Origin of the sequence: Flavobacterium sp. 2755 (assembly GCF_031455715.1) — a bacterium.
Classification (GTDB): domain Bacteria; phylum Bacteroidota; class Bacteroidia; order Flavobacteriales; family Flavobacteriaceae; genus Flavobacterium.
In genome coordinates, this window is the sequence record NZ_JAVDTG010000013.1 from 70593 (window position 1) to 84247 (window position 13655).

Genomic DNA, 13655 nt, shown 5'->3' on the forward strand with positions numbered 1-13655 from the left:
AAAGTGCCAAAAACACCACTGCAATATTTGGTACTTTGTAATGTGTTCTGCTTTGTTATGTATCTCGCTTTAATTTGAAACTTCTCGAAGATGTTCATACTCCGGTAATCTCCAACTTCCGTCTCTATCATCGCTTGAAAACTTTGCAATTAGTTCGGGAATACGAAGAGAGAGAGCCAGTTTTGTAACGTTATAAAAAAGATTAATTCCCCTTTGTGTTTTAGGTATTCCTAAGCGCAATAAGGACGGTTTTAGATTCTGTATTTTTCTTACAAATGGACGCATTACCTTTTCATAGTTCTCAAATGCTAAAGACAAATTTTCTGGATTTTTGTTAATTTCTCCAGCTAAGACATAGGCTCCTATAAGGCTTCCTGAAACGCCCATTCCACTATAAGGGGAAGCACAATGCTTCTCCTGTTGCTCAGGTCAGGGTATTTGGAACCCATATGATCCTTCAAGAATCCAACTTTTTGAAAAACTATTTGTCGAATTACAGTATAAACTCACTGATATTGACCAGTTGTTTCCAGTTTAAAGTGACCATCTAATTTCGGTGCATAGTGAGCACTTAAAAAAACTACTTTTTTTCGTGTGTTAATTATTGTTTCAAATATAGATAAATAATTATTCCTTGATTATGCTTTTTTTCTTTCTCATTGATTCACCGTGCAGCTCAACTCTGTGGGCCTGATGTATTAATCTGTCCAGGATTGCATCTGCTATGATTTTCTCGCCTATTATATCATACCATCCCTGAACGGGGATCTGTGAGGTTACAATAACAGAACCATTGTTGTGCCTGTCCACGATAATCTCTAAAAGTGTGATTCTGTTCTGGCTGTCCAATGCCTGGAGTCCAAAGTCATCGAGTATGATACCGTCCTGTCTTTGTATCTTCATTAGTTCTCTCAGGTATGTGCCGTCTGCTTTTGCCATTGCAATGTAATTTAATGACTTTTCTAATTTTATTCATGTCTAGTTTGTTATTTGCCATAATCCGCAGTTTTTATACCGATCCATGGTTTAACAACATGAAAAAGAAGTAGCTTTTTAGTGGTCAATTTGAACCGAAACTGGGTGGTCAGTTTAAATTGAAAAAGAGTGGTCAATTTGACCGTTTTTTTCCACTCTGGCCGCCTGATGTATTTTGTGGTTAAGCTCAGAGAGTGTGATAAAATTTTCCGTTCCATAGGCATTTTTACAAAAGACCATTATCCTTCTGTAATTCATTCTTGAAAGCGAATGCAGCAATAATAGCTCAGAAATGAAAAACTGCAGTCTATACGGTTTTTTTCAGCTTTTAACTTATGTTATTGAAACTGTATCGGAAAGATTCTCCGAATTTATAAATGCCGCTATATACTGCTGGACTTCATTGCGTTTCTCGGTGGCTGTTTCAAAGGTATTGATATGGAAATCCTCATCGAAATCCATAATATGTATAATTTCTGTGTAGCCCTTTGATATAAGTATTCCTTTTAACTTAATAACAGTGAGCTGCTGATGGGGATCCAAATCTTTTCTCACTTTTAATTGTATAGCTTTTTCCATTGCAAAGATTTGTTACTAGAATTAATTCCTATTTCAAATTTAAAACTTTATCTTTTTTCCGGGGCAGCTAATTTTGTTAAAATTGCTTATTAAGGACAGAAGTAATCTGACTGAAAAAATACCTTGTCACATGCGGAATTCATACTTTTTACTCCAAAAATTTTAAGCAAGTTTTAAAAAATTATACTGAAGTATATATGACAGAATCATGGCACAGCTGCATTTAGAAAAATGAAACACCAGCTAAATCAAGGTCTGCTAAATACAAAAAGCAGTACAAAACTTACTAAATTAATCGTGTCATTAAATATTAAAATCAGCTATATATAAGTAGAATTATCAATGATACTGCGATTATTTTCAATATAACAACTAAATAAAAGGATACTCCTGTAATAAATCATAAGTAAACCAATTGTATTTATCCCTGCCGCTTTAATAAAGACTACATTTGGTATAAATGCTTCAAATGATGAAAACTAAAGAGAATGTAAGAATTTTATGTACTGATGATGATGAAGATGACAGGGAATTTTTTGCTCAGGCTATAGCGGATCTTCATCTTAATTCTCCGGTTGAATTTTGTAAAAATGGTCCGGAGCTTCTCGCACGCCTAGGGGATAAAAATACTGATATCCCGGATATCATTTTTTTGGATCTTAACATGCCCATATTATCTGGTTTGGAAACCTTACAGAAAATCAGGGAAGACGACAGATTTAAAAATATTCCAATAATTGCCATTTATTCCACTTCTACAACAATCGATAAGGTGAGAAATACTTTTGGACTGGGAGCCAATGTGTACATTGTAAAACCGATTTCCTTTGGCGATTTAAAAAAAATAATCGTAAAAGTGATTGAAACTGACTGGAAAAAAAACTTCCAAGATGCTAAAATTGAATCTTTTGTGCTTACAATTTAGCATTCAAAGGATGATACCCTTTTAGATTATGCATCGATGCATGTTACTTACTATTTAAAAATTAAAATCATGCATACCCAGAAAAATAATTTGCCAAAGCCCACCCGACAAGATTTCCCCATCATTGGTATTGGCGCTTCTGCAGGTGGTTTGGAAGCTTTTAGACAGTTTATTGAGGCAATTCCTTATGATTCTGAAATGGCCTATGTTATTGTACAGCATTTGCATCCGCTGCATGAGAGCATGCTGACTGAACTACTTTCGCGTGTGGCCAAAATTCCTATAAATGAAATCACAGACGATATTCATTTGGCCCCCAACAATATTTATGTCATTCCAGAGAATAAAATGCTTACCTCTTTTGATGGGGTCCTAAAGTTAAGTGCACGCCAGAAAGACACAAAAAATCAGGCGATAGATGTTTTTTTTAATTCGCTGGCCCAGGTGCACCTTGATTTGGCTTATGGCGTCTTGCTTTCCGGAAATGGATCGGATGGTACACTGGGACTTAAAGCGATCAAAAAACATGGCGGTATTACTTTTGCGCAAAATACTGAAGCTTCAAACAACGAGATGCCGCAAAATGCAATAAATGCCGGGGTTGTCGATTATGTATTATCACCAGGACAAATTGTACAGAAATTAATTGACCTTTCAAAAAGCAGAGATTTATTGAGCAACGAAAATGATCCGAACAATGAAGATGTATTTCAGGAAATTATCAAAATTCTACGCCATCACAGCGGAGTAGATTTTACCTATTATAAACAAACCACTATACGCCGACGCATTGCAAGAAGAATGGCTTTGAACAAAATTTTGACTTTAAGGGATTATTTAAAAGTACTTCAGGGCAATAAACTGGCCCCTGAGGATTTGTTCAATGACTTATTGATACCGGTTACAGAATTTTTTAGGGACACTAAAATATTTCAGATCATGAGAGAAAAAGTTTTTCCCTTACTGACTGGAAGAGTAACTGAAGGAAATTCAATACGAATCTGGATTGCAGGCTGTTCTACCGGCGAAGAAGCCTATACGATTGCTATTGCGCTTCATGAATATTTAGGTGAAAACCTTGAGGGAAAAGAAATTCAGATTTTTGCATCCGATATCTCAGAAGTGGCTATTGCCAAAGCCAGAATCGGGTTTTACAGAAAATCTCAAATGCGAAATATATCTGAAACCATTCTGACCAAATATTTTACATCCAATACAAATGGTTATAAAATTAAAAGACAAATTAGGGATCTGTGCATTTTTGCCGTTCATAATTTTTTGACCGATCCTCCTTTTGCAAAAATGGATCTCATTACCTGTAGGAATGTATTTATCTATATGGATTCTGTTTTGCAGAAAAAATCACTTGCAACTTTTCATTACGCTTTAAAAGAAAATGGATTTTTGCTTTTAGGAAAATCAGAAACAGCTGTTCCTGCCGCGGAGCTTTTCCAGCCATTTGACAAAGCCGCAAAAATTTATACCAGAAAACAGGTTTCAGGCAGATTTGTACATTCCATAACGGGAAGCAATGATAAATTAAAAAATTCAAAAACTGCCGTTGTGAGAAAGGAACTTATCAAGAAGATTTCAGAAAAAGTGCCGAAGCTATATTGCTCTCAAGATATACCCCGGCAAGCGTAATAGTAAATGACCAAATGGACATTGTTCATATTAATGGCTCTATAACCGACTTTATAGAACTCTCGACAGGAAAGCCTACTTTTAATTTACTTAAAATGGCGCGCGATGGACTGGTTTTTGAACTTCGAAATACCTTTCATAAAGCCAAAGAAACGGGTGCTCTTATAAAAAAAGAAGGTATTCAGCTTAAAAATAAGGGAACAATCAGCGAAATTACCATTGAAATTCAGCTTTTGGAAGATACCACTGAACCTTATTTTTTAGTCTTGTTTTATAAAAGCTCTATCATAAGGGAAGATCTGCCTTCAGGGGAATTTTCTGAAGAAGAAATTCGTGAGCGTCCTAATTTGCAGAGAGTTGCACAACTAGAGAAAGAACTAGCCAGAATACACGATGATGTAAATGCCATAAGCGAAGAACAGGAAGCCTATAGTGAGGAACTGCAGAGCGCCAATGAGGAATTACTCAGCGGAAGCGAAGAGTTACAAAGCCTAAATGAGGAACTTGAAACCTCAAAAGAAGAATTACAATCCAGCAACGAAGAACTATTGCAAATTAATCAGGAGCTTTTAAACAAACAGCAGCAAATTAATATTTCAAAAAATTATACCGAAGCTATTGTAGCTACCCTTCGGGAACCTATTGTTGTGCTTGATACCAATTTAAGGATAAAAAATATCAACAGGGCGTTCTCAAAAAAATATAATATTGACAAAGAAGAAGCCACAGGAAAGCTAATTTACGAAATACAAAATCACCTTTTTGACAATATTCCGATGCGGGCCATGCTTGAAAAAGTACTTCCCGAAAAGACACAGCTGGAGGATTACCAGATATCGGTGAACCTTTTGCCTTATGGGGACAGTATTATGCTGCTTAATGCCAGACAGGTTACTAATGAAACCAGTAAGGAACAATTAATTTTACTGGCTATTGAAGATATTACTGAAAGAAGGATTATTGAAAATAGATTAAAAGTTCTTTCTGACGGTTTTGAAGCCAATGTTCAGGAACGTACCTCGGATTTATTAAGCTCTAACACCGAGCTGGAAAACACGATCAAAGACCTTTATCATGCAAATGTTCAGTTACAGGAATATGCTTATGTGGCAAGTCATGATTTACAGGAACCATTGCGCAAAATCCTGATGTTTATCAGCAGATTACTGGAAATGGATGAAAATATTTCAAAGGAGGCAATGCTGTTATTGGAGAAAATAAGTAAATCCTCCACCAGAATGAATACCCTTATTCGCGATTTGCTTGCCTATTCATATCTTAATAATATTGACAGTCAATTTGCAGCAACTGACCTAAATGTAATTGTCAAAAATATTCTCGTTGATTTTGAATTAATGATAGAAGAGCATAATGTCCAGATAAAACTAGGGAAATTACCCGTTATTAATGCTGTTTCCCTGCAAATGAACCAGCTTTTTTACAATCTGATTAGTAATGCACTTAAGTTTTGTAAAAATGACGGTTCAGTTTCTAAAATAGAAATCCGTTCACGCAAAATTTCGAAAACACAAATTAAAAAATATCCTGTGCTGAATCAAAGTGTAGAATATTACGAAATAGTAATTAAGGATAATGGTATTGGTTTCGATAAACTGTATGAAAATAAAATTTTTACCATCTTTCAAAGGCTGCATAGTAATGAAGTTTATACCGGTACCGGTATTGGGCTCTCGATTGGTAAGAAAATTGTGGAAAATCATAAAGGATTAATTTTTTCAAAAGCAAAAGAAAATGTAGGAGCCGCATTTCATATTATACTTCCTGTCTAGCGGACTTGATACCTTTGCTGCCTCAAAAAGTTAAGACAAATTTAAAATATCATTCACCTCTCAAAAAAGAGATTTTATAAAAAATAATTATGGGTGCAAAAATGCACCCTTATCTTTGTCCACAATTGTCGTTAGCATCTGTAATCATAGTTTCAAAAGCTAAGGCGTACTAAATGGTATACTTTTTTGTATTTAAAGGACCAAAAAACAATTAAAGTAATCATACAATTTTCTGTAATTTGTCTTATTCTAAAACTTTTTAACAACTTAAAATCCTTACATTTACCCGCTGGCTAACCAAATTACGCTGTATAATTAATCCATTTAGCAGCGTCAGGTCAATTAATTTTAAGCAGTCAAGATGGAAAAATATACTGTAACAGCAGCACCGTTACCTTTAGATGATCATAGACTATCGAATATTCAGATTAAGAAAGCCAATTTGTTACCAGACCAGCAATCGCGGCTGGATTCTATGGAAATGAAAGAGAAACCGCTAATGGATTCTACAATTCCCTTCAGGAACCTGACAGATGCCGTGAGTAAAAAAGAAAGTATTGCCCGAATAATTGATAAACTGGACGTTGAAAAAAGTCTTAGATATCAAAGAACTGTAGAAGACACCTATTGCAATGTATACTCTTATGATTATTGCTATTTCGCTAAGGTATATCTTCCAACCGTTTGGTGGACTCCCGAATCCCTTGAAAAAATTATACAGGGACAAGATGTAGAAGCTGTATTTGGCCAAACCGTAGACCGCATCTATTCCAGTGCCATACATGACTGGTTTTTAGAATGGGGAGCAAATTTTGGATGGGAAAGAATGTTTACAGCTGAAGAAATCCAGCAGAAGGTAAATGCCCATGGCGGAATTGGAATAATCTGCGCCAAGAGAAGAGAAAAAGGTCTCTCCGGACATATAGTTCCCGTGGTTCCTGAAACAGAGCTGCATAAAGCGTACCGCGAAAATGGCGTTGTCGTATATCCGCTGCAGTCGCAGGCAGGAAAACTGAATTACAATTACTTTTCAGAAGTGAGAAAAGACTGGTGGAATGATGATTTGTATTCCTCTTATGTTTTTTATTATCACGAATAAAAACGTAATTCCCCGTATCGTTAAATATTCAAAAAAAAATATTGATTACCAACGAGTTAACTACTTGGAAATACGATAATAAAAAACTACTTTTGCAACTTAGAAAAAACAAGAACAGCAAAAGTTTTGATTGAGCCGTTACCTTACTTAAATTATTGATACAAAATCGATTAATAACACTGGTAATTTTGTAACCCTATTACAAAATTTTACTCCTTATTTGCTCTTTCCTTCGATAAAAAGTGCAAAATTTCTAAAATACAAATTCCTATATTTTTAAAAGTAAATGAAAACTTTTATAATGGAGGCAGCAATGTGCTTAATCCGTTATAAGTTTCCTGTCTCTAATGGTAACAGGCCGGATATGTATCTTCAGATGAAATAATGCTTTAAAAATTATAATTAACCTTAAAAAAGAAAATAAGTATAAATGAAAGACAATCAGACAAAAAAATATTATTGGGGAATAGGATTGGAAAACGAAACCTACATGCAGTTTGAAGAACCCCTAATAGTTTCTGGTGAATTTATACAAGAAAAAATTGGCTTTGAGAAATATAGTATTGATTACAGAAAATGCTATAAACCCGAAAGCCTGGCCCCTATGCTGAAAAAAGCTTTTAACCTGACTGAAAGCTATAAAGTAAGCCGAATGATGAACAGTCATTCGCTGGAAAAGCTCGATATCAATTATCAGCACAAGACATTATCGCCAGTAAAAAAAATAATCGATACACAAGCCGGTGAGACGATCGCAGAACCAATTGAAAACCCGGCATATCTGGGCAAATCGATCATGGAACTTTTCCTTGAAGATCAGCCATACAACATTCAGAGTATGATTACCCAAAGAAACAAAACGATGGGATCTGTACATTTTGATGGTGATTCCATTGAATTTGTAACCAAATATTTTGAAAACAGAACAATTATTGATTCCTGCAAAGAATTGAAAGCTACCAAAAAACTATTTTTGGATAAAATCAACGAATCGTCTGTGTTAAACGGAAAATTAAATTTTCCGGATTACAACAACGGCCTTAATATGTTTATGACCAATCAGGAAAACCTGGTTTTGTTCAATAACGGAACCTACCATTTTCATATCACATTACCGTCATTAACAGAAGACAGCAGAATTGTGGATTATAATCATTTTGAAAAAACACATGCTAATGCCATCTACCTATTACAGTGGTTTGAGCCTTTTTTCATATCTACTCTAGGAAGCCCTGATATTATGGGCGTGATCAGTGATAAGTACAGTTTAGACAAAAAATTCACTTTGGGTTCAATGCGAAATGCCATGTCCCGTTACATAGGTGTTGGGACTTATAACAAATCAATGCCAAAAGGTAAAATTCTGACCTATAAGGTCGATAATTTTAGAAAACTGCTGAAATTTACAAAAGAAGAAAACATCTGGTGGCGTGATCAGATTGAAGCCGACATGGAATATGAAATGCTTTCGGAAGTGGGGCTTGATTTTAATCAGGAAAAAATGTACCAGAGCGGTTTCGAATTCAGAAGCTTTGACGAATTCCCGGCGGCGTATTTAAATGATGTTCTTTTTTCTATTATTCTAATTTGCGAACATTCCCTAAACCTGCCTGATGTGCAATGGGGACATGACAGCAAAGTCTGGAATAACCTGGTCTTTAAAACCTTAAAAATGGGTTATGCCACTGAAATCAATGAAGAAGAAAAGAAAGAACTTTTAAATTTGCTGCAGCTGTTAAATCCTTCAGATTCTAATTACAGTACACTAAAATCAGAATTTGAAGCCATCATCATGCTGGATGAATTTTTCTTTAAAATTTTAGCTGTTTTACATGAAAAATACAAGGACAACAACATTTGCCTGGATGCTATGTACGGACAAAAAACAAGTAGCCCTCCAAAATGGGACAATTTTAATAAATATCAGACCGAAAGGCATTTAAAACAAATTGGTTCGTTCTGCGATAATTAAAAAAGTATATCTAAATACAAATGGTTCAAATGCTGATAAAAGTGCCCCCTTTTTTTGGTAAAAGAGATCAATTAATTGATTCCGGTTCAAACTGAGCACCCGCTTTTTATAAAAAAATAATCCCCAAAAACTATGTCTTTATCATTAAATTAGATAACTTTAACTATTAAAATTGAATTATAAAACTCATTTTAAACAATTGAACAACTCGACAAATTTACTTATGTAAAATGCCTCAATTTTGGTTTAAATTAAATCTGCGGCAACATCGTGGCAGTACAGGTTTAGGCTTGATACGGCTGAAATTGAATTTTAGGCACATTTCTTGTTTTATCAAATATATTAATGAATAAAAAGTAACATTATGAAAACTATTAAATATTTTTTGATTGGAATATTATTCCTTTCTTTTAGTTATACACAGGCTCAGGTATCAGTAAATGTTAATATTGGAACTCCTCCTGCATGGGGACCTGCCGGTTATCCGGATGTTCGTTATTATTACCTGCCGGATCTTGAAACGTACTACGATGTAAGTTCTTCAAACTATGTTTATCTGAATAATGGAAAATGGGTTAGAACCAGATCTCTTCCATATGTTTATAGAAATTATGATCTTTATAATGAATACAAAGTAGTTTTGACTGATTATAGAGGTGACAGACCTTATGATAATTTTAAAACCCATAAAGTAAAATATGGAAAAGGTTATAAAGGGCAGCCTCAAAAAACAATTGGTCAAAAGCCCGGTAAAGGAAATAATAAAGGAAAAGACAATGGACACCACGATAATGGGAACCATAATGGAAATGGTAAAGGAAAAGGAAACGGGAAACATTAATCCAAAAGGGGCTTAAAAGCCTCTTTTTTTATTTTCAGCACGAATTGATAAAATTATTGATAGAGAAATAATCCTTCTTAGAAAAAAGAATTGTTTACAAGATCGATTACCGAATAATAAGTTTTTGGAGTGGATATCTATTTTCCACAAAAAGTTAAGACCGTTTATTTCTATGTTTTCATCAAAAAGAATTACTGTTTTTGATTTCAAAACAGAACTACAGCACTCCATTTACAACGAATTATTATAGTCATAAATTGACATTTTAATTTTCGTGGCAACAAATGTTTGGAGTGGATACCTTTTTTGCCACAAAAAGTTAAGGCTGTTTTTAAGATATTTCATGAGGCAAAGTTTTGTGGCAGAATCGTGGCGCATAAGCCTTGACCTAGTACTAAATTCATTAAAATCAAAAACTTCGCTACAAAGGTTCGAATGGCGGAGCATCCTTACTGGAAGGTCCGAATCTCGTTTCTCATTCAAGCAGCAGCTTCTGACTAGACCTAAAGTTTTCATTTTATTGTCACCATATTAGAATAAACAATGATTATACAGCGGTTTTAAAGTTTTCTCTACTGAATTTAAAAATTGACTTACTTCCGTCATTAACTTCTCAAAAAATAATACATCCTGTATGCATTTGATAAATACATTCAGATTATGGAAGTTGGAACTTGTCGGAAACAATATAGATAAACGTTTTTTGATGTTAATGACAACTTTCAATCAATGAATTAAACCACAATAGCTAGCTAACTTTGTAAATCTATTAAATTATGTTCTTCAAATTAAAATCTGCTCAGTCTTTCGGTTAATAGCCGAATATACTTTTCTTTCATTTCCGATGATAAAAAAGAAATTTCGATTAATTCATTCCATTTTTGAGTGCTGTCAAACATTTTTCTTATTGTAAGATCAATTATTTTATCACTTAACTGTAATCGTTCTTTTCCAAAATATTCTATAAGATCACCGGATTTAAAATTACTTTTTTTTCCTTTTAAAGTAAGAGCCATTTCTTCCTGAGGATTTTTAATAGTGATAGATGAATTTAATAAGTCATATCCGGGAGTCAATCTAACCTGTCCAGATTTTGTCATTAGTGAAAAATTTTTCAAATGCATATCTTCATTTCCGGTTATAAAACAAAAAATAATTCTTTTGAAAAACTCAGCTTTTTCAACTGATGGAAAAGTGCAGTATTCTTCGATAACCTTTACAACTTTTTCCATTGTAAAATTGTATTTGGTATCTCTTGAACTTCCTGTCAGCTGGGCAAAATCTTCGGCAGCGTATTTTCTGTTTTTGCCATAGCGGTCAAATCTTTTTATAAAATATGATTTTGAGTTATCTTTTCCATACACCAGTCCATGCAGCGGGACGCTTATTCCAAAAAATTTGGCCATCCGCATAGTCAAATCTTCATTTTCAGGCAATTCAGAAAAAATGTCACTCTGAGGTTTTATAATGAAATTTCCGTGCTGATCTACAATCTCAAACTGCTGGTTTCTGGCAGACAGTATCGCGCTTAATTTTGGCTGTACACCTTGAATTGATAACTTAGTTGCCCGTTGTGCTGCTTCCTGTCTCAATTCTGATGCAGAGAATGGAAGGCTTTCAAGGGTTTTTAAATCAGGTGAAAGCATTCGCAAACCTGCTTCACTGTATAAATTTTCACCACATGGTTCATATGTAATTAGACATCTATTCATTTTCAATTGCTTTTACAGTTACAGCTCCTACTAGATCACCCCCGATTGCAATAAGCTGTGTTAAATAATCTTTTTTATCGATCTTATTTATCTTTAAAAGTCCCTCGAGCATAATTCCTTCAGGAAGAAGTCCTTCGAAAAAAGGGGGAAAATCGTTAAATGAATATGTTCTATGACCTACAGGCATAGTTAATGAAACAGGTGCTAAGGCATAATCATTATCATATGTAAATTGATATTTTCCATAATCATCTTCGGAAAGAATTCCGGCTCTAATGTCATGAACGTAAATAATGGCACTTCTCATAATTTATTTTTTAGAGGACTTATTAATCTAATATCTATATTTAAAACTTTTATGACAGCCTTTAAGTTATCCCATCTTATCGACTCTTTATTTTTCTCTATATCGAAAACCGTAGTTTTGCCAATACCTGCAAGATTTGCAAGTTGTAACTGCGTTAGTCCAGCTTCTTTACGATGAATTTTAATAAATGCACCTAGATTAAAATCTTCCATTTTTACCGTTTTAACAGTAAATATACACAAATAAGTTCATAAATCAAAAAAATGGAATGAATTTGGCATCATTTTACTGCTTTGGCGGTAAAATTCAAGTACCAACATTCTTGCTAAGAATTTATTCAATCTTATGTCGTACAATCACCAACAATGCTTATGTAATTAAGCTGTAAAACCAATCTGATTATATACAATGCTAAAATAATTGTCGAAATGGGATTATCTGTGCCATTTGTCACATTCCAATCTTATATTTATTAACATTTAAGCATTTACACGACAATTAACTAGTACTAAGTCCCAGCAGTCTTGATGAATTTGAATATAATATTTATTTTAAGAAGATCATTAAAGAGTAAAAATCTCCGAATTTTCCAGCATTAATAATTTTTACTGTTAATGCAGTAAAAATGTATTGTAAAAACTTCAAAAGTATAAAAAAGAATATCAAATAGTTTTTTTACCGCTAAAGCAGTAAATTTAACAATACTTGATTCTAATGAGTTCAGGAAAAGTTTATCTCGGAATGAGAAATAATTACGGATTCAAAAACGCTTCAATATATTTGGATTTATGTTCATTATTTCAATCAAAAACAGCTGATATATATATATAAAATAACAAACTTGGCAACAATACTAATATCAAATTTTACACATCAATAAATGGAACAAAAAAATAATATCGGAGTGAAACTGAAGCTTCTAATGTCTTTAAAAAAAATCAAAAGATTTAGATACAAACAGTAAAATAAATTAAATGAAAAAATAAAATTTATCAAACATTTTTTATTAGAACTCACTGTTCATTTTAAATGAACAAACTACAAAAATAAACAGTCTATCATTAAATTCGGTTCTGTAAGCATCTGCGAGAATCAAATATAAGATTTAAGTAATTTAAAAATTAGCCCGCCAATTTACAGAATGATTTAAACATAGATATTCCTGGTCTAATCATCTGATTCTTTCTTAACATATGTACAACTTCAATTCCGCTCAATGTTCGTTTGGCCGATTCAAAACTTTTAAAACCTAGTCCATTTTGGATACGCCATTTTATAAAACGATGGTTCTGCTCTACAATATTGTTGAGATATTTACACTGTCGGATTTTAATCTTTGAAAAAGAACGTTTGTTATAGACTTTGATCGCGGCAGTATTAGAACCGCTTTTATCGATGTTTATTACTCTGGGACTACAGTTAGAAATGACTGGGCACTCATTCTCTGTCTTCTTTTAGTAATAAGAAATCAACTGTATTACCAGACCTATCCACTGCTCTATATAAATAACACCAAATACCTTTTACTTTGATATAAGTCTCATCTAATCTCCAACTCGTCCCTGCTCTGCCTTTCTCTTCTTCATCTCTGCCTCAAGTGAAGGTGCAAACTTATATACCCAACGCTGAATCGTTGCATGATCCACAATCACACCCCTAATTTTCATTATTTCTTCAACGTCACGATAGCTAAGTGTAAATCTTAATTTAAAATATACTGCCTGCAGAATTACGTATTTTGGATAACAATGACCTTTAGTATTCATTTTTTACTAGTTTTCAAAAATCAAAGATAAAACTTAGTCAGAGAT

General features: G+C 33.6%; 12 protein-coding genes and 1 pseudogene. 6 read left to right on the forward strand and 7 right to left on the reverse strand.

The features are described 5' to 3' along the window. Window positions 1–69: 69 nt before the first annotated feature. The 3 genes from J2Y38_RS22755 to J2Y38_RS22765 form a co-directional block, all read right to left on the reverse strand. A complete protein-coding gene (locus J2Y38_RS22755) occupies window positions 70–387 on the reverse strand; it encodes a hypothetical protein (RefSeq protein WP_309847199.1) in 318 nt (105 codons plus the stop codon). Window positions 388–627: 240 nt separating this feature from the next. Next, on the reverse strand, window positions 628–972 hold the full coding sequence (locus J2Y38_RS22760; protein ID WP_309847348.1) for an ATP-binding protein: 345 nt from the start codon (window positions 970–972) through the stop codon (window positions 628–630). A gap of 336 nt (window positions 973–1308) precedes the next feature. Beyond that, window positions 1309–1554, reverse strand: a complete 246-nt coding sequence (locus J2Y38_RS22765) for a hypothetical protein (protein ID WP_309847201.1) — start codon at window positions 1552–1554, stop codon at window positions 1309–1311. Window positions 1555–2023: 469 nt separating this feature from the next. Between J2Y38_RS22765 and J2Y38_RS22770 the strand changes: the two genes are divergently transcribed. The 6 genes from J2Y38_RS22770 to J2Y38_RS22795 all read left to right on the forward strand — a co-directional run bounded on the left by J2Y38_RS22770 (window position 2024) and on the right by J2Y38_RS22795 (window position 9825). After that, window positions 2024–2479: a response regulator gene (locus J2Y38_RS22770; protein WP_309847204.1), complete on the forward strand. Its 456-nt coding sequence runs from the start codon at window positions 2024–2026 to the stop codon at window positions 2477–2479. Between the two features lie 69 nt (window positions 2480–2548). Continuing rightward, the gene (locus tag J2Y38_RS22775; RefSeq protein WP_309847206.1) at window positions 2549–4123 is read left to right on the forward strand and encodes a CheR family methyltransferase; all 1575 of its coding nucleotides are present in this window, start codon (window positions 2549–2551) and stop codon (window positions 4121–4123) included. 14 nt (window positions 4124–4137) lie between these two features. After that, window positions 4138–5913 carry an ATP-binding protein gene (locus J2Y38_RS22780; RefSeq protein WP_309847208.1) on the forward strand — a complete coding sequence of 592 codons (1776 nt, stop codon included), beginning with the start codon at window positions 4138–4140 and terminating at the stop codon, window positions 5911–5913. 361 nt (window positions 5914–6274) lie between these two features. Further along, window positions 6275–7012 (forward strand): hypothetical protein, encoded by a 738-nt coding sequence (locus J2Y38_RS22785; protein ID WP_309847211.1) that lies wholly within the window; start codon window positions 6275–6277, stop codon window positions 7010–7012. Window positions 7013–7442: 430 nt separating this feature from the next. Then, entirely contained in the window at window positions 7443–8984 is a 1542-nt protein-coding gene (locus J2Y38_RS22790) for a hypothetical protein (protein ID WP_309847214.1), read from the forward strand. Window positions 8985–9348: 364 nt separating this feature from the next. After that, window positions 9349–9825 carry a hypothetical protein gene (locus J2Y38_RS22795; protein WP_309847216.1) on the forward strand — a complete coding sequence of 159 codons (477 nt, stop codon included), beginning with the start codon at window positions 9349–9351 and terminating at the stop codon, window positions 9823–9825. Window positions 9826–10613: 788 nt separating this feature from the next. On the opposite strand, the gene J2Y38_RS22800 is transcribed toward J2Y38_RS22795, so the two are convergent. The 4 genes and pseudogenes from J2Y38_RS22800 to J2Y38_RS22815 form a co-directional block, all read right to left on the reverse strand. Further along, entirely contained in the window at window positions 10614–11537 is a 924-nt protein-coding gene (locus tag J2Y38_RS22800) for a HipA domain-containing protein (protein WP_309847217.1), read from the reverse strand. Beyond that, entirely contained in the window at window positions 11530–11844 is a 315-nt protein-coding gene (locus J2Y38_RS22805) for a HipA N-terminal domain-containing protein (protein WP_309847219.1), read from the reverse strand. The genes J2Y38_RS22800 and J2Y38_RS22805 overlap by 8 nt, the downstream gene beginning before the upstream one ends. After that, complete coding sequence (locus J2Y38_RS22810) at window positions 11841–12056, reverse strand: helix-turn-helix domain-containing protein (protein ID WP_309847221.1); 216 nt, start codon at window positions 12054–12056, stop codon at window positions 11841–11843. The genes J2Y38_RS22805 and J2Y38_RS22810 overlap by 4 nt, the downstream gene beginning before the upstream one ends. A gap of 909 nt (window positions 12057–12965) precedes the next feature. Next, window positions 12966–13610 (reverse strand): annotated as a pseudogene (locus J2Y38_RS22815) (IS6 family transposase). Between the last annotated feature and the right edge of the window lie 45 nt (window positions 13611–13655).

Excerpts from the sequence above, each read along its gene's own strand:
- J2Y38_RS22755 (WP_309847199.1), bottom strand. The coding sequence starts at position 387 with ATGGGCGTTTCAGGAAGCCTTATAGGAGCCTATGTCTTAGCTGGAGAA.
- J2Y38_RS22765 (WP_309847201.1), bottom strand. The coding sequence starts at position 1,554 with ATGGAAAAAGCTATACAATTAAAAGTGAGAAAAGATTTGGATCCCCAT.
- J2Y38_RS22770 (WP_309847204.1), top strand. The coding sequence starts at position 2,024 with ATGATGAAAACTAAAGAGAATGTAAGAATTTTATGTACTGATGATGAT.
- J2Y38_RS22775 (WP_309847206.1), top strand. The coding sequence starts at position 2,549 with ATGCATACCCAGAAAAATAATTTGCCAAAGCCCACCCGACAAGATTTC.
- J2Y38_RS22780 (WP_309847208.1), top strand. The coding sequence starts at position 4,138 with ATGGACATTGTTCATATTAATGGCTCTATAACCGACTTTATAGAACTC.
- J2Y38_RS22785 (WP_309847211.1), top strand. The coding sequence starts at position 6,275 with ATGGAAAAATATACTGTAACAGCAGCACCGTTACCTTTAGATGATCAT.
- J2Y38_RS22790 (WP_309847214.1), top strand. The coding sequence starts at position 7,443 with ATGAAAGACAATCAGACAAAAAAATATTATTGGGGAATAGGATTGGAA.
- J2Y38_RS22795 (WP_309847216.1), top strand. The coding sequence starts at position 9,349 with ATGAAAACTATTAAATATTTTTTGATTGGAATATTATTCCTTTCTTTT.
- J2Y38_RS22800 (WP_309847217.1), bottom strand. The coding sequence starts at position 11,537 with ATGAATAGATGTCTAATTACATATGAACCATGTGGTGAAAATTTATAC.
- J2Y38_RS22805 (WP_309847219.1), bottom strand. The coding sequence starts at position 11,844 with ATGAGAAGTGCCATTATTTACGTTCATGACATTAGAGCCGGAATTCTT.
- J2Y38_RS22810 (WP_309847221.1), bottom strand. The coding sequence starts at position 12,056 with ATGGAAGATTTTAATCTAGGTGCATTTATTAAAATTCATCGTAAAGAA.